Annotated in this window: 19 protein-coding genes, 3 tRNA genes and 1 pseudogene; 3 read left to right on the top strand and 20 right to left on the bottom strand. The window is 39.8% G+C overall.

Annotated features, from left to right (window positions below):
* Nucleotides 1-9: 9 nt before the first annotated feature.
* From CLOCL_RS06440 to CLOCL_RS06390, 11 genes are all read right to left on the bottom strand, one after another.
* Nucleotides 10-1,758 carry an NADH-dependent [FeFe] hydrogenase, group A6 gene (locus CLOCL_RS06440; RefSeq protein ID WP_027622782.1) on the bottom strand — a complete coding sequence of 583 codons (1,749 nt, stop codon included), beginning with the start codon at nucleotides 1,756-1,758 and terminating at the stop codon, nucleotides 10-12.
* 26 nt (nucleotides 1,759-1,784) lie between these two features.
* The gene (gene nuoF, locus CLOCL_RS06435; protein WP_014254578.1) at nucleotides 1,785-3,578 is read right to left on the bottom strand and encodes an NADH-quinone oxidoreductase subunit NuoF; all 1,794 of its coding nucleotides are present in this window, start codon (nucleotides 3,576-3,578) and stop codon (nucleotides 1,785-1,787) included.
* Nucleotides 3,579-3,686: 108 nt separating this feature from the next.
* On the bottom strand, nucleotides 3,687-4,055 hold the full coding sequence (locus tag CLOCL_RS06430; protein WP_014254577.1) for a (2Fe-2S) ferredoxin domain-containing protein: 369 nt from the start codon (nucleotides 4,053-4,055) through the stop codon (nucleotides 3,687-3,689).
* The gene (locus CLOCL_RS06425; protein WP_014254576.1) at nucleotides 4,039-4,605 is read right to left on the bottom strand and encodes an ATP-binding protein; all 567 of its coding nucleotides are present in this window, start codon (nucleotides 4,603-4,605) and stop codon (nucleotides 4,039-4,041) included. The genes CLOCL_RS06430 and CLOCL_RS06425 overlap by 17 nt, the downstream gene beginning before the upstream one ends.
* An 11-nt stretch (nucleotides 4,606-4,616) precedes the next feature.
* Nucleotides 4,617-5,114, bottom strand: coding sequence for an NADH-quinone oxidoreductase subunit NuoE (nuoE, locus tag CLOCL_RS06420; RefSeq protein ID WP_014254575.1), 498 nt, complete (start codon nucleotides 5,112-5,114; stop codon nucleotides 4,617-4,619).
* Between the two features lie 364 nt (nucleotides 5,115-5,478).
* Nucleotides 5,479-6,192 (bottom strand): PHP domain-containing protein, encoded by a 714-nt coding sequence (locus CLOCL_RS06415; protein ID WP_014254574.1) that lies wholly within the window; start codon nucleotides 6,190-6,192, stop codon nucleotides 5,479-5,481.
* 83 nt (nucleotides 6,193-6,275) lie between these two features.
* Nucleotides 6,276-6,605 (bottom strand): DRTGG domain-containing protein, encoded by a 330-nt coding sequence (locus CLOCL_RS06410; RefSeq protein WP_014254573.1) that lies wholly within the window; start codon nucleotides 6,603-6,605, stop codon nucleotides 6,276-6,278.
* 10 nt (nucleotides 6,606-6,615) lie between these two features.
* Entirely contained in the window at nucleotides 6,616-7,950 is a 1,335-nt protein-coding gene (locus CLOCL_RS06405) for a [Fe-Fe] hydrogenase large subunit C-terminal domain-containing protein (RefSeq protein WP_014254572.1), read from the bottom strand.
* 81 nt (nucleotides 7,951-8,031) lie between these two features.
* Complete coding sequence (locus CLOCL_RS06400) at nucleotides 8,032-8,463, bottom strand: ATP-binding protein (protein ID WP_174269787.1); 432 nt, start codon at nucleotides 8,461-8,463, stop codon at nucleotides 8,032-8,034.
* Nucleotides 8,454-8,807: a DRTGG domain-containing protein gene (locus tag CLOCL_RS06395; RefSeq protein WP_014254570.1), complete on the bottom strand. Its 354-nt coding sequence runs from the start codon at nucleotides 8,805-8,807 to the stop codon at nucleotides 8,454-8,456. Before CLOCL_RS06395 ends, CLOCL_RS06400 begins: the two co-directional genes overlap by 10 nt.
* A gap of 110 nt (nucleotides 8,808-8,917) precedes the next feature.
* Nucleotides 8,918-10,591, bottom strand: coding sequence for a nucleoside kinase (locus tag CLOCL_RS06390; protein WP_014254569.1), 1,674 nt, complete (start codon nucleotides 10,589-10,591; stop codon nucleotides 8,918-8,920).
* A gap of 317 nt (nucleotides 10,592-10,908) precedes the next feature.
* Here CLOCL_RS06390 and CLOCL_RS06385 point away from each other — a divergent pair, with 317 nt between their 5' ends.
* The gene (locus CLOCL_RS06385) at nucleotides 10,909-12,516 is read left to right on the top strand and encodes a peptide chain release factor 3 (protein ID WP_014254568.1); all 1,608 of its coding nucleotides are present in this window, start codon (nucleotides 10,909-10,911) and stop codon (nucleotides 12,514-12,516) included.
* 124 nt (nucleotides 12,517-12,640) lie between these two features.
* Here CLOCL_RS06385 and CLOCL_RS23080 read toward each other — a convergent pair whose 3' ends face one another.
* From CLOCL_RS23080 to modA, 3 genes and pseudogenes are all read right to left on the bottom strand, one after another.
* Nucleotides 12,641-13,708: a sulfate/molybdate ABC transporter ATP-binding protein gene (locus tag CLOCL_RS23080; protein ID WP_014254567.1), complete on the bottom strand. Its 1,068-nt coding sequence runs from the start codon at nucleotides 13,706-13,708 to the stop codon at nucleotides 12,641-12,643.
* Between the two features lie 100 nt (nucleotides 13,709-13,808).
* Nucleotides 13,809-14,390: pseudogene (modB, locus tag CLOCL_RS22835) on the bottom strand (molybdate ABC transporter permease subunit); the annotation flags it as partial.
* A 31-nt stretch (nucleotides 14,391-14,421) separates the two neighbouring features.
* Nucleotides 14,422-15,246, bottom strand: a complete 825-nt coding sequence (gene modA, locus CLOCL_RS06370; protein ID WP_014254565.1) for a molybdate ABC transporter substrate-binding protein — start codon at nucleotides 15,244-15,246, stop codon at nucleotides 14,422-14,424.
* A gap of 706 nt (nucleotides 15,247-15,952) precedes the next feature.
* Here modA and CLOCL_RS23490 point away from each other — a divergent pair.
* Nucleotides 15,953-16,936: an expansin EXLX1 family cellulose-binding protein gene (locus CLOCL_RS23490; protein ID WP_014254564.1), complete on the top strand. Its 984-nt coding sequence runs from the start codon at nucleotides 15,953-15,955 to the stop codon at nucleotides 16,934-16,936.
* A 107-nt stretch (nucleotides 16,937-17,043) separates the two neighbouring features.
* Here CLOCL_RS23490 and CLOCL_RS06360 read toward each other — a convergent pair.
* The 3 genes from CLOCL_RS06360 to CLOCL_RS06350 form a co-directional block, all read right to left on the bottom strand.
* Nucleotides 17,044-17,119: transfer RNA gene (locus CLOCL_RS06360), tRNA-Lys, on the bottom strand.
* A gap of 3 nt (nucleotides 17,120-17,122) precedes the next feature.
* Nucleotides 17,123-17,199 (bottom strand) — tRNA-Gln (locus CLOCL_RS06355).
* Nucleotides 17,200-17,202: 3 nt separating this feature from the next.
* Nucleotides 17,203-17,279 (bottom strand) — tRNA-His (locus CLOCL_RS06350).
* Nucleotides 17,280-17,721: 442 nt separating this feature from the next.
* On the opposite strand from CLOCL_RS06350, the gene CLOCL_RS06345 reads away from it, so the two are divergent.
* A complete protein-coding gene (locus CLOCL_RS06345) occupies nucleotides 17,722-17,934 on the top strand; it encodes a hypothetical protein (protein WP_041714972.1) in 213 nt (70 codons plus the stop codon).
* Nucleotides 17,935-18,059: 125 nt separating this feature from the next.
* Here CLOCL_RS06345 and CLOCL_RS06340 read toward each other — a convergent pair whose 3' ends face one another.
* The 3 genes from CLOCL_RS06340 to CLOCL_RS22445 all read right to left on the bottom strand — a co-directional run bounded on the left by CLOCL_RS06340 (nucleotide 18,060) and on the right by CLOCL_RS22445 (nucleotide 26,743).
* Nucleotides 18,060-19,514, bottom strand: a complete 1,455-nt coding sequence (locus CLOCL_RS06340; RefSeq protein ID WP_014254562.1) for a S8 family peptidase — start codon at nucleotides 19,512-19,514, stop codon at nucleotides 18,060-18,062.
* 62 nt (nucleotides 19,515-19,576) lie between these two features.
* Nucleotides 19,577-24,799, bottom strand: coding sequence for an InlB B-repeat-containing protein (locus CLOCL_RS06335; RefSeq protein WP_052306579.1), 5,223 nt, complete (start codon nucleotides 24,797-24,799; stop codon nucleotides 19,577-19,579).
* Nucleotides 24,800-24,847: 48 nt separating this feature from the next.
* Nucleotides 24,848-26,743 (bottom strand): S-layer homology domain-containing protein, encoded by a 1,896-nt coding sequence (locus CLOCL_RS22445; RefSeq protein WP_052306578.1) that lies wholly within the window; start codon nucleotides 26,741-26,743, stop codon nucleotides 24,848-24,850.
* Nucleotides 26,744-26,799 lie beyond the last annotated feature (56 nt).

Here is a 26,799-nt window from a genome sequence, read left to right as displayed (position 1 = left end):
TAAATTACACTATTCTACCGGATAATTTTCTCTCTTAACATAATGAGTATGCAAGAGTTTGTGTGCTTTATGGCTTCCGGGTTGTTCGAGATATTCTTCATAAAGTGCCTTGATTCTTGGATTTTCATGGGATTTTCTTATCGGAAGCTCCTTATCTTCTTCATAAATTGCTTTTGCCCTTTCAGTTCTCAAATCGGTCCAGCTTCTTACCTTAGAAGGCTGTATAGGCTGACCTCCTCCGTTAACGCATCCGCCCGGGCAAGCCATTATTTCAACAAAGTGATATTCTGCTTCACCGGCTTTTATTCTGTCCAGAAGCTTTCTTGCATTTCCAAGGCCATGGGCAACAGCAGCTTTAAGTGTCAAGTCACCGACTTTAACCGATGCCTCTTTAATACCTTCAACACCTCTAACCTGCTCATAATCAACATTGTCAATGGGTTGACCGCTGAGAATCTCTGCAACAGTTCTCAATGCAGCTTCCATAACTCCACCGGTAGCACCGAAGATAACACCGGCACCGGAAGCATCACCCATCGGGTCATCAAAATGTTCTTCGTACACATTTTTAAAATCAATACCTGCTTCTTTAATCATTCTGGCAAGCTCTCTTGTAGTAAGAACAACATCAACATCAGGATATCCATTTGCCGCCAGTTCCGGTCTCGCAGCTTCAAATTTCTTCGCTGTACAAGGCATTATGGATACAACAAATACCTTTGAAGGATCAATACCTTCTTTTTCAGCATAGTAAGACTTTAAGATTGCCCCGAACATTTCATGGGGTGACTTACATGTTGACAAATTATCCAAAAATTCAGGGTAATAGTGCTCACAGAATTTTATCCATCCTGGGCTGCAGGAAGTTATAACCGGAAGTTTACCGCCGTTCTTAATTCTGTTTATTACCTCTGTTCCTTCTTCCATAATGGTAAGGTCTGCTGCTGTGTCAGTATCAAACACTCTGTCAAAGCCCAAAAGCTTGAGTGCTGCAATCATGTTGCCCGTTACTCTTGAGCCTATCGGCATACCAAACTCTTCACCCAATGCTACTCTGACAGCAGGAGCTGTTTGTACAATAACATGGAGTTCGGGATTTGCCAAGGCTTCCCATACTTTATCGGTATCATCCTTTTCTCTCAATGCACCTACAGGACAGACATTAATACACTGTCCGCACATTGTACATGGCACTTCGTTCAATGACTTGTTAAATGCAGAAGATATTATTGTCTTAAATCCTCTTTCAGTTGTATCTATTACCGATACCTGCTGAACATTTTTACACATGCTTACGCATCTTCTACATAGTATACACTTGTTAGGATCTCTAACTACTGAAGGTGAAAAATCGTCTAACGGCAACTTGTAAGTTTCGCCTTCAAATCTTATATCCTTAACATTCAATTCTTCAGCTAATGTTTGCAGTTCACAGTTTTTGCTTCTAACACAAGTAAGACACTTTTTCTCGTGATTTGACAATATAAGCTCAAGGGTAACTTTTCTTGCTTCCCTTACAGCAGGAGATTGTGTATATATTTCAAGTCCTTCCGAAACAGGATATACACAAGCAGCCTGAAGGCTTCTTGCACCCTTAACTTCAACAACACACATACGGCAGGCACCAATTTCATTTATATCCTTCAAAAAGCAAAGTGTAGGTATATAAATATTGGCTGCTTTAGCTGCTTCCAGGATGGTATAATCTTTAGGAACCTGAATCTTTCGGTTATCTATAGTAATATTAACCATTTCCATTGTCTTATGCACTCCCTTCCAAAACATTAATTCTTAAATATGGCCTTGAATGGACATTTTTCCATACATACGCCACATTTAATACATTTATCCTGATCAATAACATATGGTACTTTCTTTTCACCGCTAATAGCTTTAACAGGACATTGTCTAGCACAAATACCACAGCTCTTACAGAGTTCTGCATTTATAATATACCTCATCATTGCTTTACATACTCCCGCAGGACATTTTTTATCCTTAACGTGAGCTATATATTCATCCTTAAAGTATCTCAAGGTACTTAAAATTGGGTTTGGTGCAGTCTGACCCAATCCGCACAGAGCTGAAGCTTTAATATTCTTTGCAAGAAGCTCAAGCTTTTCAATATCCCCTTCTTCACCTTTTCCTTCAGTTATTCTCTCTAAAATTTCCAACATTCTCTTTGTACCTATACGACATGGAGGACATTTACCGCAGGACTCATCAACTGTAAATTCAAGGAAGAACTTAGCTATGTCAACCATACAGTTGTCTTCGTCCATGATTATAAGTCCACCGGAACCCATCATTGATCCCAGCTGAATCAATGAATCGTAATCTATAGGTGTATCCAAATGACTTGCAGGTATACAACCGCCGGAAGGTCCACCGGTTTGAGCAGCTTTAAATTTCTTTCCGTTCGGTATTCCTCCGCCTATGTCATATATAACTTCTCTCAAAGTAGTACCCATAGGTATTTCAACAAGCCCTGTGTTGTTTATCTTACCACCTACCGCAAAAACTTTTGTTCCCTTACTCTTTTCAGTTCCTATGCTGGCAAACCATTCGGGTCCTTTAAGAATAATTTGAGGAATATTTGCATAGGTTTCAACGTTATTGAGTATGGTTGGTTTTCCCCATAATCCTTTAACTGCAGGGAATGGAGGTCTCGGTCTCGGCTCACCTCTATGACCTTCTATGGAAGTCATAAGAGCTGTTTCCTCACCACAAACGAAAGCTCCGGCACCAAGTCTTATTTCCAAATCAAAACTGAAATCTGTTCCGAATATGTTTTTACCCAAAAGACCATATTCTTTAGCCTGTTCTATAGCTATTTGAAGCCTTTTTACAGCTATCGGGTATTCTGCCCTTATATATACATAACCCTGATCGGCTCCAATAGCATATCCTGCAATAGCCATTGCTTCAATTACAGAGTGGGGGTCTCCTTCAAGAACACTTCTGTCCATGAACGCACCCGGGTCTCCTTCGTCGGCATTACAACATACATACTTTTGTCCTCCGGGTTGCTTTGCAGCAAATTCCCATTTCAAACCTGTAGGGAATCCTCCGCCTCCTCTTCCACGGAGTCCTGATCTCTTAATTATATCTATAACTTCCTCAGGCTTTAACTCAGTCAATACTTTTCCAAGAGCTTTGTATCCGTCATAAGCTATATACTCTGTAATATCTTCCGGATTTATAACACCGCAGTTTCTTAAGGCAATTCTCATTTGCCTTGAGAAAAAGTCGACATTTTCCAAAGATTTTGAAGTACCGTCTTCATGAGTATCATTGTGAAGCAATCTTTTGACAATTCTACCCTTTAACAGGTGCTCTTCGGTAATTTCTTTAACATCCTCAACTGTAACCATAGTATACATGGCACCTTCAGGGTATACAACAATTATAGGACCCTTGGCACAAAGACCGAAGCATCCTGTTTTAACTACCTTCACTTCATTCTGAAGATTGTTTTTTGCAAGATGAGTTTCAAACTCAGCGATTATCTTTTCTGAATTTGAAGAAGTACAGCCTGTACCGCCACAAACCAGAACATGCGATCTATATAATTGCATTTATAACCCTCCTTATACAAGTAAATAAAACTTTAAGAACATCTTTAGCAAAATACTTTTGCCCTATCACACCATATAAACGGGCAAAATCAAGATTTAAATTACAACTTATTTATCTGCTTCTCCAATTGTAAGATCAAGACATACTCTTCCGTTAACTATATGCTCAGCCACTACACGTGCAACCTTTTCAGGGGTCATTTTGACATAAGTGGTCTTGTTTCCATCCTTATCAATAACCTCAACTATAGGTTCAAGTCTGCAAACACCTATACAACCGGTCATAGTCACAGTTACATCTCTCAGATTTCTTTTGTTTAATTCTTCTATAAACGCTGTCATAACAGGTCTTGCACCGGCTGCTATACCGCAGGTAGCCATACCTACAACTACCCTCATACCGTTGTTGCTTGTTCTAAGGCTTATTTGCTCAAGGGTTTTCTTTCTGATTTCTTCCAATTCAGCTAATGATTTCATTTAGCACCCCTCCAAAAATAATCTTTATTCCACTGTTTATATATTCACGTATCCAGTTTAATACTTCAAACTGTGTTATAGGAATGTCTTTAAGCTGTTCCTTTACCTCTACGGTTCTAAAACTGAAACAATCCTTTTTATTGCTTAAATCCAGCTCAAACTCAATGTCAGGATTTGCCATAATTAAGGTTACCATTGTTTCAGCCAAATCCCCAAGAGGCAGCCTGTCAATGTGAGATATTTTAAAAGTTGCCTCCACTGTAGTCCCTTCAAACTTTTTCGAGTAAATTTCAATGTCTCCTTCTGCCATGTTTGACGAAGCCTTTAAGAGAGATATGCCCATACCTACTTTTCTTGTCTTCCTGGTAGTAGCAAATGGACTGGCAATATTTTTCAGCAAACTTTCCTCAATACCCTCTCCATTGTCAGCAATTCTCATTGTCAATATATCTGCTTGTGTGTCAGCAGTCAATGAAACACAGATTTTGCTTGCTTTTGCAGAAATAGAGTTCTGCACTATATCCATCAAATGCAAAGATAAATCCTTCATTATCCTCTAAACTACTGTTCCTTATATTTTTTAATTATTCCCTCTACATCGTCAGGAACAAGTTTACCATACACATCTTCATTAATTGTTATAACCGGTGCCAAACCGCATGCACCCAAACATCTACATGGCTCTAACGAGAACAAACCGTCCTCTGAACATTCTCCAACTTCCAATCCAAGTATTTCTTTAAATTTATCCAGGATTTGGCCAGCTCCTTTAACATAACAAGCTGTACCCATACAAACGGAAATTTTGTACTTTCCTTTGGGATTTAAAGAGAACTGGGTATAGAAAGTGACAACTCCATAGATCTCAGATAATGGCACATTCAATCCTTCGGATATTTTTTTCTGAACTTCAATAGGCAAATATCCGTATACTTCCTGTGCCTCGTGCAATACTTGAATTAATGCACCTTTTGTATCCTTATACTTCTCAATGATTTCCTGCAGTTTTTGATCTCTGGGATCAACCTTGTTACAGCAGCAGCAATTGTTTTCGCTCATTTGTCTAAAAACCCCCTAACATTTAACTTTTTTGCACTGTTTTTCAAAGCAGTCTATGTTAACAAATTAACAATTTTCTCGATAATTATAGCAAATATCAGCATAACATTCAATAAAATTTGCAAATATTTATTTGCCAATGTTTAAATAAAAAATTTATTAAAACCTGCTTATTTTAAGGTCATTATGCAATTTACCACAGTTAAAACTGCATAAATACATTGTATACAGTATTCCATACCCACTATACTATTGTATAAAATAAATGTTGAAAAGGGAATACCCTTTTCAACATTAGCAGGAAAATACTTAAATGTAGATTTTCACAAATCATTGAATTCGGTTGGATTCGTTCAGTTTCATTCTATTTCTTTTTAAGAGATTGCATAAAGCATTCCAAACTTTTTTCCTCAATATCAAATGCGCTTTCCCTCTCCATAATTTGACCGAGACTGTGGGCATCGGAGGACTTTAAAAAACTATAGTCTGACAGATACGGATTATTGACGAGAAATTCCTTCAGAACACAATCTCTTGAAACTTCGAGATATATTATATCCAAATAGTCAGGAACCATTCCGAGATTTGAAATTATACTGTAGGAATCTCTGTCCACATGGGCAGGAACAACAATTCCCGACAGGTTATTTACAATTTCAAAAGCTTCATCAATACTTAAGTCAGCTGCTGTAAGAAGCATCTGCTTATAACTTTCAATTACATTGTCATCTTCATCCATTATAAGCTGCTGACCGAAGATATCCTCCCGGTTCTCTATTTTAGGAAGTGCATCAGTAACTATTTCATGCATTTTCATTACTTCCTCAAGGCCCGGAAAAAGACAAACCAAATGTACTTCTTCCCTGGTCTCCAGCTCCATTCCCGGAATTGCAACAATTCCCCGGTTTTTTGCACATTTTAAAACAGCCTCGCAGTTTAAGGCAGAATTGTGATCGGTAACTGCAATTATATCAAGACCTTTAATATATGCCATATTAACTATATTGTTCGGTGTCATGTCATCTTCTGCACAGGGTGAAAGTGCCGAATGTATATGAAGATCATAAAAGGCTTTCATTTTTCCTCCATGAGTTTTTTAAGCATTATTCAAAACTTAAAACCACAATTCCACAAAAAAGCAAAAAAATTATTATCTGTACCTTATAAGAGTTTACCGATTTCTAAAGCTATCTGATAGGCTGTCTTATCGGAACTCAATATAACAATTCCTTCTTCATTTGCTTTTAGAATTGTTGACTCTTCCACTTTAATTCCTTCGGGAACAATTATACAGGGAATCTCAACCAATACCGCGACAGCTACAATGTTTATATGGGTATGCACCGTAATCCAAACATCCCCTTTATTGGCATGGGACATAACCCAGCTAAGCAAGTCGCAAATATATACCCCCGATATTTCCCTATCTATACTCTTATCGTCGGTCAACACCTTAAATTGCAATAAATCCGCCAATTCATTAACCTTCATATTCATCCCTCTAATCATTTTTTTCTTTTTTATTGGTATCGCTTTTATCCATAACAGGAGGCATCACTGACTCAATTTCCATCATTTGTACAGTAAGGTCTCTCACTTTTTCCCTCAACTTAAATATACAATCGGTCTCATTGGCATTACCTCTTACAATATCTTCAGCCAGTGCCCTGCAATTAGGTGCTCCACAAGCTCCACAGTCCAATCCCGGCAATTCCTCACTGATTGACTGCAGTGCTTCCAATTTTTTCATTGCAATTTCAAAATCTTCATCCAGTTTCAAAATAGGCTTGTATTCCACATTTCTCTTCCATAGCAAATCATAGTCATAAATATTGTCCGGGTTTTCCTGTACAACATTTTTCTTAGCCATATCTATAAATTTTTTAATCCGGGTTTTGGCTACATATAAATTTTCGACAGTTAAAGGTCCTCCAAGACATCCTCCCTGACAAGCTAAAGTTTCAATAAAATCCACATCCTCCAGCTTGTCATTTTCCAATTCCTCCAAAATGGAAATTACATTGTGAATTCCATCTACAGCAAGAAAGTTCTCGGTACCTAATGCCAAACTCTCTCCACCGGAATTTGCCCACCGGATTCCTGTAAATCCGGCCATCACCAAGTTTTCCTCCTGTTTTACCTCACCCAGACCATTAAACAATTTCAAATATATATCTTTTATGGATATAGCACCGTCAACACAAGACTTTTCACTCTCATAAGGAGCTTTAATGCTGGTAACTTTAGCTGCACAGGGCGTAATAAAAAACACGCCGATATCCTCTCTGGGAATATTTTTATTTTTTTCAATCTCATCTTTTACAATTTTTGCAGCCAGTTCCATGGGCGACTCAAGCTTTAATATATTGTCAATCAAGTTTGGAAAACGAACCTGAATCAATCTTACAACAGCAGGACACGCAGATGATATCAAAGGCTTAGGCAAATCATTCTTCTTCATCAATTCCTTTGTGGCACTGCTTATAATTTCAGCAGCCCTTGCCACCTCATAGACATGATCGAAACCAATCAGTTTAAAAGCGTTAAGCAAATGATTTATGGACTTCATATATTTAAACTGCCCATATAGGGTAGGCGCAGGTATAGCCACCTTGAATTTGAAATTATAGATATTCTCAAAGGGATCGGTAATAGCTTTCTTGGCACGATATGGGCAGACTCTTATACATTCACCGCAATCAATGCACCTTTCAGCTATAATTCTGGCCTTTCCCTTCCTCACTCTAATAGCCTCTGTAGGGCACCTTTTTATGCAATTGGTACATCCTTTACACTTTTCCTCATCTAAAGTTACCGAATGAAAGTAGCCCTTCATTCTAATCCCCCCAAACAGGCTTCTACAGAATCATGGCTTAAATAATATTATTTCGCCTACATCCTTGTTGAGGCCACTATTCTATAAAAACACGGTTATTTCAACACTTGTTCCTTTACCTACTTCAGTTTTTATATCAAGTTTGTCAGCATACCGTTTAATGTTCGGCAAACCCATACCGGCACCGAATCCCATCTCCCTGATGCTGTCAGGCGCAGTAGAATATCCCTCCTGCATTGCCAGCTCAAGGTCAGGAATACCCGGTCCTTCATCACTAATAGTTACTATTATCTTTCCGCCGCCTATTTCAACATCAGCAGTTCCTCCTCCTGCATGAATGACAGCATTTATCTCAGCCTCATACATAGCAATGGCTACCTTTTTAACAGTCTGAGGGGGAACACCCAATTGATTGAGCATCTTTTTTACACAACTCGATGCTTCTCCGGCTAACGAGAAATCATCGGCAGGAATAACATAACTCTGCCTTATAATGCTATTGCTCAATCCCATACACCTCTTCCCGTGATACCGGCACAATAGAGTTTACCGCATGCAATAAACATCGGATGTTTTGTAATTAATATAGTTATTCCCTTTTCCTTTGCAAATTGAACCAACTTTTCATCGGGCACCTTACCTCTTACAAAAACAATAACTTTTATATCCATCATTTCAGCCGTTCTTACAACCTGAGGATTGACAAGCCCCGTCAGCAACACAACATTTTCCTTCACAAAGGCCATAACATCACTCATAAGATCCGAACCACAAGCGTGCTCGATATCCATATCAAGATTTTCTTCTCCTGTCAAAAGTTCCGCGTCAAGAATGCCAATGATTTCGCTTACTTTCATAAAACCCCTGCCTTTGTCTCTTAAATTTACGTTTAGAATTTACAATCCAATGTCCTTAAATTTTATTGATTCCTTGTAAATCTTACCCCTGAGTCAATACAGTTGTCATTCTATTCATAAAAGCAGCTGCCGCCAATAAATTCTCTTATAATAGAATTTGCAGGAATCTCTTTAGAGTCTATCGGAACAAAATTGGTTAAAAACTCTATAAGCCTTTTTGCTTCAGAATATTCAGGCTGTGATCTGTCAATATCATTCAAAAGCGGTTCGGCATACACTTTCAAAACTCCAAGTTCAAAAGGAAGCGCTGAATTAAACATAACATCTGCTTCTTCCTGGAACGGGAAAATATTTCTTTCCTCTCCGCGTCTTACCGAAGGCCATCTTTTAATTGTGTTTATGGCACTGCAGCCCCTAAACTGAAAATCTCTTACAATTCTTCTCAGCATCCTTGCATCGGTTGTAGGTATTCTATTGTGATCATCAATACTCATTGAAGTAATTGCACTTACATAAATCTTAAACTTGCTATCCTTATGAATCGAGGAAGTCAATTTTTCATTCAATCCGTGAATTCCTTCGATTATAAGCAGTTGATCGTCATCAATTCTTAATTTTCTGCAAAAGTTTTCCCTGCATCCTTTTGAAAAATTAAAAATGGGTACTCCTACCTCTTCTCCCTTAATCAAGCTGGACAAATGCTGATTGAAGAGAACAAGGTCGATTGCTTCTAAAGCCTCAAAATCATAATCTCCACTTTCATCCTTAGGTGTTTTGTCTCTATCCACAAAATAGTCATCCAGCGAAATTGTAACCGGTCTTAAACCGTTAACTTTCAATTGTATAGCCAATCTTTGAGCAAAAGTTGTTTTACCTGAGGATGATGGTCCCGCAATAAGCACTATACGTTTTTTATGCTTGTTAAAAGCAATCATGTCGGCAATCTGTGCTATTTTTTTCTCATGCAGAGCCTCTCCGACTCTTATAAGTTCATTGGCCCTGCCTTCTTTTACAAGGGCATTAAGGGATCCGACATCCTGGACACCAAGTATCCGGCCCCATCTCTTGTATTCTGTAAAAATGGCAAACAGCTTTTTCTGCTCTTTAAACTTAGGAATAATGTCGGGATTTGATTTATCAGGGAACATCATTATCAATCCCGTTTCATAAAATTTAAGTGCAAATTTTTGCAAATATCCCGTGTCCGGGACCATATATCCGTAAAAGTAATCTTCATAGCCGTCACAATTGTAAATTGTTACATAGGGTTTCTTTCTATGCTCTATGGCACGAAATCTGTCCAATCTGCCGGTTTTGCTGAATATTTCCCTGGCCTCTTCTATAGACAAAATTTTCTTTATAAAAGGTATCTTCCGCTTTACCAGTTCTCTCATTCTTTCTTCAATTTTAGTTACTTCTTCAGCTGTAAGGGGTGTCTCCCCGTTAATCTCACAGAATATGCCTTTGCTTATTGAATGGCTTATTATTACCTTTCTGTCAGGAAAAAGATCGTTAACCGCCTTTATCAAAAGAAAACTAAGGCTTCTGTTATAAATCCTCATTCCGTCATCATTAGTCAAATCTATAAATTCAATATTGGCGCTATTATATATACGAAAAGTTAATTCTTTAATATCATTATCCACCTTTGCTGCAACAATGGCAGATTTGTAGTCGCCGCCAAACTCATAACTCAATTCAAGCAGCGATGTTCCTTCAATAACTTCTTTTTCGGTTCCGTCGGGAAAAGTTATTTTAATTAAATTCATATTATTCTCATTCATCTTATATTCCCCTTGCATTTTAGTTTTTTAATAAAAAATTGTACGATATTTATACAATATTCTATCTATAAATAAACAATGTCTATTTATAATTATAATTACAACTATTCTATATGTTAAATAAAATTCCTCTTTCCTTTTTAAAATAATAATAAATGTTTTATATATAATACATATCTAAACAGAAGTTGTCAACAAAATTCGTTCAACTCGCTGCATTGTAAAATGTGGCATTGTTTTTTATGAATTGACATTACATGTGGGTATAATATACAATAAAATTTGCTAAAAAACTGATGTTATAAGAGGTATGACAAATGTCGAATATAAAAGAGATTATAACTAAAGAAGTTGACAGAAGAAGAACTTTTGCCATTATATCGCACCCCGACGCGGGAAAGACCACATTAACAGAAAAGCTTCTATTATATGGTGGAGCTATAAGACTTGCCGGTTCGGTTAAAGCAAGGAAAGCTAACCGGCACGCAATATCCGACTGGATGGAAATTGAAAAGCAGAGAGGTATATCGGTTACTTCAAGCGTTATGCAATTTGAATATAACGGCTATTGTATAAACATCCTGGACACCCCCGGTCACCAGGATTTCAGCGAAGATACATACCGTACACTTATGGCAGCCGACAGTGCCGTAATGCTGATTGACGGTGCAAAGGGTGTTGAAGCACAAACCATAAAGCTTTTCCATGTATGTAAGATGAGGGGTATCCCCATCTTCACTTTTGTAAACAAGATGGACAGGGCTTCAAAAGATCCTTTTGAGCTTATGGAAGAAATTGAAAAAGTCCTCGGTATCCAATCATATCCAATGAACTGGCCTATAGGTACCGATGGTGACTTTAAAGGTGTATATAACAGAAAGCTCAAACAAATCGAACTGTTTGAAGGCGGAAATCACGGTCAGACGGTTGTTTCATCTCAAAAAGGAAGTATTGACGACCAAGTTTTTGCCGATCTTTTGGGAGACCATTATTACAATAAGCTGCGTGAAGATATAGAGCTTCTGGATATGGCAGGAGAAGAATTTGACAAAAAAAGAGTACTTAAAGGTGAATTAACTCCAATTTTCTTCGGAAGTGCCATGACCAATTTCGGGGTCCAGCCCTTCTTAGAGGAGTTTCTTTCCCTTGCTCCATGTCCGGGTATAAAAAACTCATCAGCCGGTGAAGTTGATCCCACCTGGGATAAATTCACTGCTTTTGTGTTTAAGATTCAGGCAAATATGAATCCTGCCCATAGAGACAGAATAGCCTTTATGCGCATATGTTCCGGACGTTTCTACAAAGGTATGGAAGTTAACCATGTACAACAGAAAAAAACTGTCAAACTCTCACAACCTCAACAATTCATGGCACAAGAGCGCACAATAGTTGAAGAAGCCTTTGCCGGTGATATAATAGGTGTTTTTGACCCGGGTATTTTTAAAATAGGAGACACTCTTTGCGAAGCCAACAGTGACCTCAAGTTTGAAGGGATACCCATTTTCCCGGCAGAACATTTTGCCAGGGTAATGTCGGCAGATACAATGAAGCGTAAGCAATTTATAAAAGGAATCAACCAATTGTCTGAAGAAGGTGCCATACAGGTATTCAAACAAATTGATATAGGTATAGAAGCTTTAATTATAGGTACAGTCGGAGTACTTCAGTTTGAAGTTCTTGAATACAGACTTAAAAATGAATATGGTGTCGATATAAAAATGCAGCACTTGCCTTACAAACACGCACGGTGGATAGAAAATTCCGATATCGACCCAAGGAAACTTACCCTTACCAGTTCTACCATGATTGTACAGGATGAAAATGACCGATATGTGCTTCTGTTTGAAAACGAATGGTCAATACGTTGGGCTGAAGAAAAAAACAAAGATCTGGTTCTATATGACATAGCAAAAAAAGTAGAATAATGATATTGCATTTTCCCAAAAAGGACTCTTAATGAGTCCTTTTTTCATACCTTTATGTTTTTTTATATATTTCGATAAAAAAGTCAATTATATTTCCCGGGAAATTCTTTTTTTCAACAAAAACCTATCTGTTAAGGATTATGAGTCTTTCAGGACTTAAACATATTTTCCACGGCAAAGGTTCCCTTCCAATCTCCATCCACTTTTCCTTTGGAATTTCCCATTGAAGGTGATAATCTTGCTTACTTTCAGGCCTGTTTCCAATAAAAAGATATACTGTAACTCTAAAAGGTGATTCATTAACAAAACTTGGCCAGCAACAAAAAACATTATCCCTGTCATTTTCCAATGCCAATCTGACATAATGGGCTCTCATACCCACATACTTCAGCTCTTTTGTAATCAAACGATCGGTCTTAAGCCTGATGCCCCAATCAACAGCCTCTAATTCATTATTTGATAGATATTTGGCAGCAGAAAAATTTTTACATCCTGTTATCCGGGCAACAGACAGACTATCAGGATTTCTGAATATATCTTCTTTTTTTCCAGCTGATTCTACAGCTCCATTATTTAGAACTGTCAATTCACTGCAAATACGAAATGCCTCTTCTATATTGTGTGTAACAAAAAGTGTAATTCCGTGATAATTGGAAAGGGTGTCTATTAACTGTTTTGTCAATAGATATCTCAGGTGGTCATCCAGTGCAGAAAAGGGTTCATCCAAAAGTAACATCTCCGGTTCTATTGCCAAGGCTCTGGCTAAAGCCACCCTTTGCTGCTGCCCTCCCGAGAGTTGGAAAGGAAATCTCTTTTCCAAACCATTAAGTTTCATCATTTCTATTTTTTCCTGTATTACAGCCTTTCTCTTCTCTTTTGAAAGTTTTTGAAGACCGAATCCAATGTTGTCTTCCACAGTCATATTAGGAAAGAGAGCATAGTTTTGAAAAAGATACCCCACTTTCCGCAGTCTGCTCGGAATATTAATTCCTTTTTCTGAGTCAAACAGCACTCGGTCATTTAGTACTATTTTCCCTTCATCGGGCTTTTCTATTCCCGCTATACATCTTAAGGTCATACTTTTGCCCGAACCGGATGCCCCAAGTAACCCCATGACTTGCTCTGATGCCTTGAAGTTTACCTTTAAAGTGAATCCGGGAAGCCTCTTTTTTATATTCACCAGCAGTTCCATATTTTCTCCTTCCAATCCTTTGAGTATTTATTCTTTGATACTCATTCCAATAGTTCATCAATATCATAACAGCAAGGGATACAACAAATATCAATACTACCCATATAAATGCTTTATTCATCTCTCCACTTTCAACGGAAAAGAATATTGCTAAAGGAATTGTCTGGGTTCTGCCGGGTATATTCCCCGCTACCATCAGTGTTGCACCAAATTCACCAAGGGCTCTGGTAAAAGCCAGAACAGCTCCAGCTACTATTCCAGGCCAGGCAAGCGGAACAATCACTTTCCAAAAAATCATCCATTCAGAGACTCCTAAAGTCCTCGCCGCATAAACAATATTTATATCAACCTGTTCAAAAGCGCCTCTTGCTGTTTTATACATAAGCGGAAATGCAACAACTGAAGCTGCCAAAACTGCAGACCACCAGGTAAAAATTATTTTAATTCCGACTAAATATAACAATTTGCCTATTGGTCCATTTTTTCCAAGCAAAATGAGCAGGAAATACCCAACTACTGTAGGAGGCAATACCATCGGTAATGTAAGCAACCCATCCAAAAAACCCTTTAATTTACCTCTATACCTTGTAACAAACCAAGCTGCTATGATTCCAAAAAAGAAGGTCAGCAGCGTTGCTAAAATTGTAGTCTTTAACGATATCCACAAGGGTGAAAAATCCATATTCATTGTCATCACTCCAAACCGATTCCAACTACTCAATAAATATAAAACCATACTTTTCAAATATGGGTTTGGCTTTACTGCTGTAAAGATAATTTACGAAATCCTTGGCCGCTTCCTGATTTTTGTTTTCCTTAATTACCGCTGCAGGATAATAAATCGGCCTGTGCGATCCTTCCGGTGCCCTGGCAACTACTTTTACTTTATTTGATGCTTTGGCATCGGTTTCATATACCAGGCCTGCGTCGATATTACCGGTTTCTGCCCACATTAAAACTTCTTTAACGTCTTTTGCGTACACAAACTTTGAGTTAAGTGAATCGATTATATTAAGATTCGTCAGTGCTTCCTCTCCATACTGTCCTGCAGGAACACTTTTCGGTTCGCCAATTCCTATTTTCTTAACATTGTCCTCCAATAAATCCTTAAAATCGGTAATTTCTGATGATTCTAAAGGTACAATAAGAACTATTTTATTTTCCAAAAACCCTTTTCTGGTATCTTCAATAATTAAACCTTTATCCTCCAATTCATCCATCTGTTTGGTTGCAGCAGATATAAACACATCTACCTCAGCCCCTTGTTCAATCTGCTTTTGCAAAGATCCGGAAGAACCGAAATTGTATGTAAGGGTAATGTTTAAATTTTCTTTTTCATATATCTCTTTAATTTCTTCCATAACATCCTTAAGGCTTGCTGCCGCAGATACGGTAAGATTTACGGTTTTTTGACCTCTTGAATAATCTTTTGCATTTATGCTGTCCATGTTTAATATCTTGTATAAAATCAAAATAGCTGTCAATAATATTACTGCAGTTAATAGAAGATTTTTGCTTGATTTCCCTTTACTCGGCATTTTAACCCTCCTCCCGCAAAAAGAAATATAAAAAAATGACAAGACTACAACCCGTTTTGAGATAGTTATAATCTCATCATTGAGAACTCTTTATTCAAAAATGTCCAATATACAGCTTGGGATATTAAGACATGATATTTATTATTTTTTATTCAAATATGTTTTCGGTTTAACTTTATCTTCTTTTATTATACATTCTTGCCAATAAAAAATCAACAAAAATGAATAATTTATTTTGGCAAATTTCATTATTACACCTCAGTATTCAATAGCACAATATCGCATCCCTTATATTCAGCCGTTTTGACATCTTATTATTTATCAACTTTTATCCATTTTGCAATTTTGCACATTTTAACCTTGCATTTTTCTCACAAAACTTTCTTGACTTTTTAAATCTCCACGAAATTCTTACTAATATAATTCAATTTATTGTAATTTTTACTGCAATAGACTATAATATAAGTACATTTTGTAAAGTTTAATAAACGCAAGGAACGGCAAAAACAGGTATTATATCATTTTCCTATTCCATGCAATACTTTTTTTCCAGTATTCTGTGATCATCTATATAGCTCCTTATTTGGTACAAAACAGCAGTATATTCTTACTTGTCTATGGACTCTCTTTATAAGTTTTAATTATATTGTCGATAAATTATTGTTTAAGAGAATATGTATAAATGTTTGTTTGGGGAGGATTTAATATGAATTTTAAAAAAATCAGGCTTTTCACTGCCATTTTAATTATAGCTGCTCAAGTTTTATCCTATAATTTTATCTCTTCCGCCCAACTTCAAGTTGGAGATGTCAATGGAGACAATAATGTGGATAGTATTGACTTTGCATTGATGAAAAGCTTTATATTGAAAATTATCAATACTCTTCCTGCCGAAGATTCCCTTTTGGCAGGTGACTTGGACGGAGACGGTTCTATAAACAGCATTGACTGTGCTTTAATGAAACAATATCTTCTCGGAATGATCAAAGTTTTTCCCAAAACTCAATCTCCAGCACCTACACCGACAAATACACCATTGCCTGAATACAGCGAGCCATATCCCGGATGGGATAAAATACGCTCAGGGTATGCCACTTATACCGGTTCAGGATATGTAGGCGGAATTGCCCTTTTAGATCCAATTCCTGAAGATATGGAAATTGTGGCCGTTAACAAACCCGATTTTAATTGTTACGGTGTACAGGCCGCTCTAGCCGGTGCATATTTGGAGGTAACAGGGCCTAAAGGTACCACAGTTGTCTATGTAACCGATTGCTATACGGAAGCCCCGGAAGGTGCTTTGGACCTTTGCGGAATTTCCTGTGATAAAATAGGCGATACAAATGTTCCCGGAGGTAAAATTGATGTAACATGGCGTATTATACCTGCTCCCATCACCGGAAATTTTATATACCGAATCTTGCCGGCCAGTTCAAAATGGTGGTTTGCCATACAAGTAAGAAATCACAAATATCCTGTAATGAAAATGGAATACTTTAAAGACGGCGAATGGGTCGACATTCCCAAGGACCGCTGCAACTATTTTGTGATAAATAATTTGGATACTTCCAACCTTAAAATCAGAATTACCGATATCCGCGGCAAGGTTGTAACCGATATTATAGACCCTATTCCCGACAATCTCATGAATGGCTGTTTTATCCAGGGCAATGTTCAATTTCCGGATTAATCAAAAAGAATCATTGCTGAACGCATAAAATTTACGTTTAAAGTATTATGTTTTAAAAAAGAAGAAAGACCATGCTTTTCAAAATTTACATGGTCTTTCTTCTTTTTTGGTGAGCCATCCGCGACTCGAACGCGGGACACCTTGATTAAAAGTCAAGTGCTCTGCCAACTGAGCTAATGGCCCCTATGGCAGGGATAGCAGGACTCGAACCTACGAAATGCCAGAGTCAAAGTCTGGTGCCTTACCGACTTGGCTATATCCCTACGTGGGGTGGATGATGGGAGTCGAACCCACGACCTCCAGAGCCACAATCTGGCACTCTAACCAACTGAGCTACATCCACCACATTTGTACCCATCACTAAAGGCACAAAGCTATTTTAAGACAGATATCGATAAATGTCAAGCATATTTTTTAAAAATTTTTTATAAGTTTAAATTATAGTTATTTATATGTTTCTACATATATTATTCAATTATTCAAATTATAGTGCAACTATTTCTGCCATTTCATATCCTTCATTTCAAAAATCCTTTTCCATATTTCATATTTGATTTAAACTTTTTTTAGTGTAAAACAGAAGTTAGGCTCAATAAAGTAAATTTTTCAACTTAACATAATAAAAAATCAATTTATTTTTCATTATCAAATTATTGCAAAAACAAGAAAAGTTTTTTAAGTAAAAAACAATCTTGCAACAATATGCAAAATCTTGTAAAATAAACTTGAGAAATGCCGATATAAATAATGATATACTAATACTAACGATAAATGGTGATTGGAATATGTTAAATGTTGTTCTAGCGTTAATACTCGGAACTCTGATTGGGTTAATAATCGGATTGCTGGTTGGAATCATCGGAACAATGTTAAGTTTGCGTTCACTGAATCTTCTTAAGAAAAAAGAGCTAAAGCTAAATAAGAAAAAGAACAACTCTAAAACTGTAGAAACCTCTGATATTAATTTCTTATATTCAAAATTTAAGGATGTAGGTTAATGAAAAATTTCAGACAATTGATTTAATAAGGCTAAAAAGCCTTTTTTTATTGTTTAATAAAAATATATATTTTTTAATCTTCCTGCTCAAAATTCAGTTGATTGCTTTAATTTTAGAATATACAATCAAAATCCGGCATTCATACTGCGATAAAGGTAAACTACAATATGGGCCCGAGGTGACTCTTTTTTCGGATCAAAGTCAGTTCTGGCAGCGTTAAATAACCCATGGGTGTCTGCCCAGGCCACCGCATCGGTGTAATAATGTTCCCCCAGATTCGATGCCACTACACTTTTCCCTGCTGCATCAGGGCGATTCTTCGCTCGCCATAAAAAGGTAATAATCTCCGCCTCACTGCAAGGAATATATGGACTAAAGGTTGTATCCGATGTTCCGGAAGTAATTCCCCTTTCTGAAGCCCAAAGTACAGCTTTATAAAAATAGTCGTTTTCAGTCACATCACCGAAGGAATTCCTTGTAATTCTCGGTTCCGGGCATCCTGCAGCCCTCCAAAGGAAAGTAACCGTCTGGGCACGGGTGCAGGTCATATCCGGAGAAAAGGTGGTTGAGGTTGTGCCACCGGTTATACCATTCTTCAACGCCCATTCCACTGCATCCCGGTAATAGGCATCCTGTGCCACATCATGAAAGGGCAGAGTTTTTTCTTTTTCAGCCTGTAATTTTGCCATTGCCGCATTTAGATCCACAATCCCCCAGCCCGATTCCTCATCATAACCTTCAGAGCAAATGTCCCGGGCAGTACTGCACAAAAGCTGACGAAGCCGATAGGGAGTTAAAGAAGGGTCGTGTGTAAGCATTAAAGCTGCTGCACCGGTCACCCAGGCTGTAGAGTAGGTGGTGCCGTTTACCGTCACTGATTCTCCTTTGATATTGGTCGTTTTTAGCCTTATACCGGGTGCCAGTAAATCCACACCGCTGTGACAGTTGGAAAAGAGGGCAGGACCATCCTCGGCAATGTTAACGGTTCCGGCACAAAGGACAGTGGAAAAAGCACCGGGGAAATAGACCGTACTGTTGCCGTCATTCCCGGCACAGGAAACTACCAGTACTCCGCGTTGTTCCGCCCAGGCCACCGCATCCCAAAGGGCCGGTGTATCTACTTTTGCTCCCGAACTGATATTAATAATGCGGCAGTTGTAAATCTCAACCGCATCCCGGATAATCTGTGCCAGCATGGGCAGATCGCCCTTGACCGCCATATCATTCCTGTTCTTGCTGTAATAAACCAGGGGAACCAGCACAGCTTCGGGACAAAGGCCGGTAACTCCTGCCGTTTCGCTGCCGGCGATGATAGCCGCAACGGCAGTGCCATGGCCTACGGTATCTTCGGTGGCAGCGTTGGGTATGATATAGTTATGTCCCCTGTCCAGATTCCTTTCGCTAATTGCTGCGGTGGAAATTCCGGTGTCAATGACGGCAATCCGCACCGGTTGATACTCGTCAGCATAAGAAGGTACGGTAAAAAGTATGGCTGTCAATATTGCTGCAAAAAATAGAAGTCGCTTCATGTGATCATCCTTTCTGCAAAAATCATGCTTAAGAACACCGAATCCTTTCATTTTAGCCTCTTCCATGCCAAAAGGTTTAAAAGGCGGGGTCTCCCCCGCCTCAATTTTAACCTTTACTGAACTGTAGCCAATATATACTTGTAGTTCCGATACTGATATTCTTCGGTCTGTGTTACAGATTCTGCGTCAGAACCATCATAGTCCATACCGCCAATATAGGTATTAACCACTGTAGTGAAGTCTCTATAAGGAAAATCCGGATCACCGCAATATACCGCGCTATCATATCCATGAGCCTCCAAAGTACCTGGGTTTAGAAACACCTTATATTCCATTTCTAGAATACCGACACAAACACCATAGCTCCTGCCATTATTTCCGGCAGTACCTGCAAAGGCTTCTACTTTGACTCCGTAAATTTTTAAGTGAGCTCCCGAAACTCCAACTCGAATACCGCAGTTATATTGGGCTCCACCTTGTCCGCTGGTTGCGGTCAGAGTACCTGAACCTTCAATGTTCAAATAACCGGATATATAGATACCGTAAACGTCGGTATCTGTAGAAAGATCGTCAAATGGGTTTATCACAGTACTGCTACCTGTGTTAACAATGGTCATGCTGTGTGGAGCGTAAATGGTTGCATTGATATTTAGGTAAAAGGTTTTAACAGTACTTATTCCCGATATCGTTGCATTGTTAAGATACAGCTTACCGGCATTAGAAATATATCCGCTTCCGGTAAATTCTGTTGAATTGGGATCAAATTGCACACTTCCGGAACCATCGCCAAGAATATCGTTCATATTCTCTGTCGTTACTTTTATTCCGGCAACATAGATTGTCACATCCGGATGAACACTTCCGGTAAAGCCTGTGGCTGACCAGCGGGCATACAGGGTGTGGTCGGTGTCAAGCTCTACAACCGTTGTGTCGGTAACTTTAGTTCCGCCGCTTTCTGCCGTAAACCAACCAAGGAAGAATTGACTCCCATATTCAGGAATCGGAAGTTCACCGTATGAGCTGCCGGCAAAAACAGTTTTAGAGGTTGTTTCAACAGTACCGCCGTTAGCATCAAAACTTACTGTATAAATAGGTATATTGGACCATACAGCCACTAGCGTGATGTTTTCTGCAGGCATGGTAGTAAAGGTATAATTCTCTCCGTTTAGCTGCCATCCTACAAATCTATAACCTGATTTGGTCGGCGCTGTCGGTGCTTTTACTTCTGTACCGTAATCCTGTGTGATGGCTTCAACAGGACTGCCTCCGTTACTGTCAAAGGTTATGGTATACCGGTTGACTGTCCAATCAGCTCTAAAAGTAATATCTTTTGCCGGCATGGTCATATTTTCGGTATAACCTAACCATCCGTTAAAGGTATGTCCTGTCTTGGTAGGATTATTCGAAGGTCGGGTAATATCCGCACCATACTTCACACTGCCTGTAGTTGCACCGCTGGTGTCCAAATTGCCACCGTCTGCGTCCCATGTTACATTATAACTGTTTCGTTTATAGTATAGTTTTAGCACTAAACTGCCATCCGGCAAAATTACTCCGGAGGAAATTGTACCGTTAGCGTCGGAATCGAAGGTAAAGCCGGCAGTTCCCTTTGGAACAGCATTAATCATAGCTCCGGTGCTGCCCGTCAAATCCTCTTTCTCACTTGGTGTTAATGGATAACTTCCGTCCAGTTCCTCCCTATAATGTTCCACGGTGTACGGTATATTGGTGTGAGCTGTCCACTCTGCCACGAGGGTAATATTTTTACCGGACATTACAGTAATTGTATAATTTTCTCCCTCCAATTTCCAACCGGCAAAGGTATAGCCTTCTCTGGTTGGGTTGGCAGGCGCTTCCACTTCGGTACCGTAATCCTGTGTAATTGGTGCCACATAACTTCCTCCGTTACTGTCAAAGGTTATGGTATACTGATTAATTTCCCATTCAGCAATCAGAGTGATGTCTCTTGCAGGCATGATGGTTGGTACTGAAACTATCTCATTGTCCTCCATCCAGCCAACAAAGGTATAGCCTTCTCTGGTTGGGTCAGCTGGTGCTTCCACCTCATTACCGTAATCCTGTGTAATTGGTGCCACATAACTTCCGCCGTTGCTGTTAAAGGTTATGGTATATTTTTTCGCTTCCCATTTGGCAATAAGAGTGATATCTCCTGCCGGCATGACGGTTGGTACCAAAACTATCTCATTGTCCTTCATCCAGCCGACAAAGGTATAGCCTTCTTTGGTTGGGTTAGCGGGTGCTTCCACTTCGGTACCGCAATCCTGTGTAATAGCCGCTACATAACTTCCGCCGTTGCTGTCAAAGGTTATGGTGTACTGATTCGGCTTCCACTTGGCATAGAGAGTAAGCGTCACATCGGGCATTGTAGCATTGTCCTCGAGTAGCTTATTCAGTTCCGCATCCTTATACCATCCCTGGAAGGTATAGCCGTCACGGGTAGGTGTATCAGGCAATTCAATAGAAGTGCCGTACATCACATCACCGTTGGTATACGTTCCCGACAAAGGATTTCCGCCATTTAAGTTCCATGACAGTTCATTGATATTACGGTCATAATATAACTCTACAACAGTACTTCCGTCAGGCTGAACAATTTTTTGGTCAAATTTCTTTGCTGTAAAGCCGGTATAAGTTTTGGCTTGGGCATTAGTTAGCTGTCCTGCAGTACCGCTCATTCTATCGGCCTTTTCCAGCATATAATCTGCATTCAAGCTTTGTTTATAATGCTTCACCGTATAAGGTATATCCGTCCTTGCCGTCCATTGAGCAGTAAAGATCAAGGCATTCGCCGGCATAGTTTCAGGGATATCCGCATTCCACCCGGCAAAAGTATAGCCTTCTTTGGTAGGATTGGATGGCCATACAATGTCTGAGCCAAAAGGCACCTTTAATATAACATCATTACTGCCGTTGTCAAACAAGAATTTCAAATCGTACAAGTTCCGGTCATAGTATATTGAAACGCGGGTTGTACCGTCGGGAACAATAGTTTGCTGCTTCACAGGCTGCGCTGTAAAGCCGGTATAGGACTTAGCTAAAGCTGCTGTCTGTTCGCCCACCTTGCCTGTCATAGCCTTGTCGGTCTCTGTCAACACATACTGACCGTTCAAGGCCTTCTGATAATGCTCCACAATATAGCCCACAGTGTCCGGTGTCCACTTGGCGTACAGTGTAGTATTACCTTTAGGCATGGCAGCTGCTGTAAAGGAATTGTTTAACTCTTTATCGGTATACCATCCGGCAAAAGTATAACCGTAACGGGTAGGTGCTGCTGGCATTTTGCCGCTAAGTGCTGTTCCTGCAAGTAATCGGATCATTGGAGCTGCTGAGCCTCCATTGGAGTCAAAGGCAATGGTTCCGGCATTCGCCTCATTATTCCAGTTAAGCTTGATGGTTCTTGTAAGCACCTCGGAGGACCTGGACAGAGGCGCACCTTTCCATGTAATCTTCATTTCACAGCTCTGAACCAATTCACCTGACGAAGTGTTTACTTTAATCTGATTGTTGACAGGGTTATAGCTGAAGGCCGAATTTGTCAGATCTACGGCAAAGTAAGCTTCATCATCTCCGCTTGGCGAAGTATTGCTGTCGAAGTTTTTGACATTGTCCTCTGTCTCTCCGGTCTTGAGATCCATCCAATACATATCGAAGACAGTTTTGGGGACGGTATAGGTATCGACATTCAAAATATTGAAGGTCAGACCGTCTTCATAGGCAAAGTCATAGACATTTTCCCGTTGTCCTGCCGACCATAAAGGCCATTCTTTTGTATAGATGGATGGAGTGTAGGAGTATTTGCCGTTCAGGGCTTCAGCAATGAACTTCACATCCAGATAAGCACCGATTTCAATAAGAAGTGCACCGGAATAGCTGCTATTCTTCTGCCATACCCCATTTTCCTTCCAGTTCTCCAGATGATAATAGAAGTAACCCCACATCCGGGCATAGGCTCCTGTTTCAAACTGCAATCCGATGGCAGCCAGTTTTGTACTGAAGAGCCCTGCTGTGACCTTTACCCGCACACCGGCTCTGATACCGATGGTTCCCATAACATAGAAATCAAACTGATAACCGTTGGTGGACAAATCGATACTTTCATTTTCCCCACTCTTGCTTAATACAAGCAATGTAAAAGAATGCCGCTTGAAGTTCTCGTATTGGAAGGTCATTCCGATAGCCACATTCAGGTTTGCAGAGACTACGAAATCAACCTGAAGTCCAAAAGCAAGGACATGCAGAGGATCCACTGCACTGCGCAGGTCTAAAATGCTGACAGAAACCAGATCCACCCACTCCTCATTGGCATCCTCCATAAACCGTGCATACTTCTCTGCCAGTCCGCCACTGGCGGTAGCTTCCTCTTCAGGAAGAACAGTCTCAATATCTTCCATCAGTTCCTTAATAGACTTACTTAAGCTAAAGATTTTTTTGGTTGCAGCAGCTTCCCTGGCACTATTGGGCCACGGCATGCCCCAAGGCTCTTTGTCCTCTTTCAGCTTGGCAGTGGCTGTTATACCAAGACCGGTATATGTGCCGATGTCCAGGTTACCGGTCAGACGATAATCGGCAATATAAGGGATAATTTTCCACTTCCATTTCCAAACTGCACCACCACTTACATTGAAACCGAAAGTGAACTCCTGCTCGAAGAAAGCAGTCAGTTCAACCTCCATAATATTATTGTTGCCTTTTTTCTGAATCTTGAATTTATAGTTCACAGCAACTTCAACACGTACACCGGAACCGACAATTTTCGGATCAAAATGGGATGTTTTGGTTGATATACTGACTGAAACCTTCGGCTTTTTGCCGTCCTGTTCCTTGTCAATGATATTGCCCATCAGTTTCAGTTCATCTGCGCCTAAAGGCGTACCGTCTACATAGGTAAGAGTACAGTCGACTAAAGTCAAATTATCTCCAAAGATCTCCCTAACCTCGTCGGTTTTAAGTGCTATTTCTGCCAGATATTTACCGGCATCATCAAAGAAGTCGCTCTCCATAAGCTGAGCTTCAATAATTTCTTGTATTTCATCCTTGTTTTTATTAAGCGCTTCCTTAAGTTCAGTTTCGCTAAGTTGTGTTTCGTCATACAAATCCATGGCAGACATTAGCTGATCTTCTTTTATCTCTTTATAAGTAATAGTAGTAGTACCGTCTTTATTGACAGTGATTGCCGTAATTTCACCGTATGCCAGATCCTGTGCGTTATCATCTCCAAAATCACCGGTAAAAAACGCTAAAAAGTCGCCCACATCTACAGTAGTCTCGGCACTAAGTCCCAAGCTCCCATATTTTGTGTCTGAAAAGTCCAACATATTGTTATTGATGACCACCGATGTGCCATTCTCTTTCCAGCCGGTGGTTCAGTCACCGTTATCCACATCAATGGGCAGCACATCCGGTGTGAAAAGAACATCTTCAGCTTCAGCAGCTTCATAATAATAGGTACTGCTATCAATACTAACAATTTTCACATAAGCAACATCACCGTTATCGGTTTTGTCTTTAGTACCCTTTTCAGGCTTACGTTCTGTAGGTTTAGTACCGGAATAAACGGCAACAGTGTCACCCACCTGTATATCTTCGGATCCGTTGTATGTAAAACTGCCGCTGCCATTGCTTTCGGTATAGGTGGTGTTACCCTGCTTATCGGTGCTGGCCAGATACAGACCGGCATATTCCATCAGTCCCAAACCATCGGCTTCACTCAACTCACCCACAGGAATATACTTGATGCCTCCACTAAGTTTCAGATTCATGGTTCCGTCCTTTTCGATGCTGAAGTTAAAGAAACGTACCATGGAAATATCATATTTGCTGTTGATTTCTTTCAAATCATTAAAAGCCTCTGCGCTGTCATAATAAATTACATCATCCTTCAGAAGCTCAATCTGATAAGTATGTCCCGGAGTAAATCCTCCTTTTGCTGCCGAGACAACCCATACTCCTTTATCCCCTTCAACCTTGACGCTCTCGATATTGGCCATGTCTTCCTCTGAAACCGACCCTTCAGGCGTTTTTTCGGGAGCAGTAATGTTGCGGAATTTGAAATCTATCCCTGGAACCGGTGCACCATTGCTCTTTTTCAATGATACGGTAAAACCGGGTTCCTGATCCAATGCACTGACAAAGTTAGGTATACCGCCTTCATCCAAAGCAACAGCATCAGTGAAATTTGCGTAAAGTGTTATATTATTGCTCAGCTTATCGCTGCCGGTTACCGGTTTGGTTTTTTCTGCATCATAATACCAGCCCAGAAAAACCTTACCGGGAAGCTGAACTGGAACAGGCATGGTGCTAAGCAAAGTTCCCTTTTTATATACCTTATTTTCTCTAGTTGAATCAGTCACAAAAGTTACTTTGTAATAATTGTCCTTGCTTATACTGCCGGAACCGCCGCCTGTATTGCTTTCACGGTCGGAACCGCCAGTGTTTGTTTGGCTTCCGGAATTTCCGCTATTGCCTTCACTGCCGGAATCATCGTTGGAAGCATCAGGTGCCTCGGAATTCTGTTCTTTTTTCGGATCGATACTAATTCTTCCGGATGGAATTCCTGGCTCACTGTACCAAGTCTTCACTGCCTTATCGGTAGTCATACAAAGTGTGGCGGCCTGCGCACGGCTTGCATTGGCTTTAGGATTAAAGTTTGTACCGTCTCCTGCCAAAAGTCCGGTGTTCCAGAGCTTTAAAACCATTTCCCGTGCCCAGGGCGAAACAGTGTCTAAATCAGCCGGGACAGTTGTGATATTGGCTCCGGTATCAAAATCCACTCCAAACTTTTCAAAGTAACATACAAAAAAAACAGCCATTTGTTCCCGAGTGACCAGACCATCGGGGTCAAATTTGCCGTTTCCGACACCGGCAGCGATGCCGTGCTTCGATGCCCATGCTACAAAAGTGGCATAGTAAGCATCTGCAGTTACATCACTGAAAGCAGACTGCCCCTTGTATGCATCCTGATCCACACCGGCCATTTGTCCCAGTACAGTGACAAACATACCTCGAGTCATCGTCCCGTCGGGGTCAAAGGTGTTTGCTCCGGTACCGCTAAAGAACCCGTTGATGCGTGAATACTGCACCGCATCATAGTACCAGCTGCCTTCCTTAACATCCGCAAAGGGATTTTCAAAGTTTATTTTCTCCTGAACTGTATTGACGCTTGTTTTCATACTTTCGTTCAATACAGCAAATACCTCCATAGGAAGCATTGTGAACAACATTGCCACCAGAAGGAAAACAGATATAAATCGTTTTTTCATTTTAACCTTCCTTTCCAGTTTTTTTAACGCATAGCAAATTCTCATTTCATCTGTTT

It is taken from the genome of Acetivibrio clariflavus DSM 19732, from assembly GCF_000237085.1.
Taxonomy (GTDB): Bacteria; Bacillota; Clostridia; order Acetivibrionales; family Acetivibrionaceae; genus Acetivibrio; species Acetivibrio clariflavus.
The sequence above is the reverse complement of the archived record's forward strand: the minus strand, read 5'-3'. Positions and strand labels throughout refer to the sequence as shown.

Bases quoted from the DNA above. Each gene is read 5' to 3' on its own strand.
- CLOCL_RS06340 (WP_014254562.1), bottom strand. From the start codon at position 19,514: ATGAAAGGATTCGGTGTTCTTAAGCATGATTTTTGCAGAAAGGATGAT.
- nuoE (WP_014254575.1), bottom strand. From the start codon at position 5,114: ATGAGCGAAAACAATTGCTGCTGCTGTAACAAGGTTGATCCCAGAGAT.
- CLOCL_RS06385 (WP_014254568.1), top strand. From the start codon at position 10,909: ATGTCGAATATAAAAGAGATTATAACTAAAGAAGTTGACAGAAGAAGA.
- CLOCL_RS23490 (WP_014254564.1), top strand. From the start codon at position 15,953: ATGAATTTTAAAAAAATCAGGCTTTTCACTGCCATTTTAATTATAGCT.
- CLOCL_RS06425 (WP_014254576.1), bottom strand. From the start codon at position 4,605: ATGAAGGATTTATCTTTGCATTTGATGGATATAGTGCAGAACTCTATT.
- CLOCL_RS06405 (WP_014254572.1), bottom strand. From the start codon at position 7,950: ATGAAGGGCTACTTTCATTCGGTAACTTTAGATGAGGAAAAGTGTAAA.
- CLOCL_RS06410 (WP_014254573.1), bottom strand. From the start codon at position 6,605: ATGAAGGTTAATGAATTGGCGGATTTATTGCAATTTAAGGTGTTGACC.
- CLOCL_RS06390 (WP_014254569.1), bottom strand. From the start codon at position 10,591: ATGAATGAGAATAATATGAATTTAATTAAAATAACTTTTCCCGACGGA.
- CLOCL_RS06335 (WP_052306579.1), bottom strand. From the start codon at position 24,799: ATGTTGGACTTTTCAGACACAAAATATGGGAGCTTGGGACTTAGTGCC.
- modA (WP_014254565.1), bottom strand. From the start codon at position 15,246: ATGCCGAGTAAAGGGAAATCAAGCAAAAATCTTCTATTAACTGCAGTA.
- CLOCL_RS06395 (WP_014254570.1), bottom strand. From the start codon at position 8,807: ATGAAAGTAAGCGAAATCATTGGCATTCTTGACGCGGAACTTTTGACA.
- CLOCL_RS06415 (WP_014254574.1), bottom strand. From the start codon at position 6,192: ATGAAAGCCTTTTATGATCTTCATATACATTCGGCACTTTCACCCTGT.
- CLOCL_RS22445 (WP_052306578.1), bottom strand. From the start codon at position 26,743: ATGAAAAAACGATTTATATCTGTTTTCCTTCTGGTGGCAATGTTGTTC.
- CLOCL_RS23080 (WP_014254567.1), bottom strand. From the start codon at position 13,708: ATGGAACTGCTGGTGAATATAAAAAAGAGGCTTCCCGGATTCACTTTA.
- CLOCL_RS06440 (WP_027622782.1), bottom strand. From the start codon at position 1,758: ATGGAAATGGTTAATATTACTATAGATAACCGAAAGATTCAGGTTCCT.
- CLOCL_RS06345 (WP_041714972.1), top strand. From the start codon at position 17,722: ATGTTAAATGTTGTTCTAGCGTTAATACTCGGAACTCTGATTGGGTTA.
- CLOCL_RS06430 (WP_014254577.1), bottom strand. From the start codon at position 4,055: ATGAAATCATTAGCTGAATTGGAAGAAATCAGAAAGAAAACCCTTGAG.
- CLOCL_RS06400 (WP_174269787.1), bottom strand. From the start codon at position 8,463: ATGGGATTGAGCAATAGCATTATAAGGCAGAGTTATGTTATTCCTGCC.
- nuoF (WP_014254578.1), bottom strand. From the start codon at position 3,578: ATGCAATTATATAGATCGCATGTTCTGGTTTGTGGCGGTACAGGCTGT.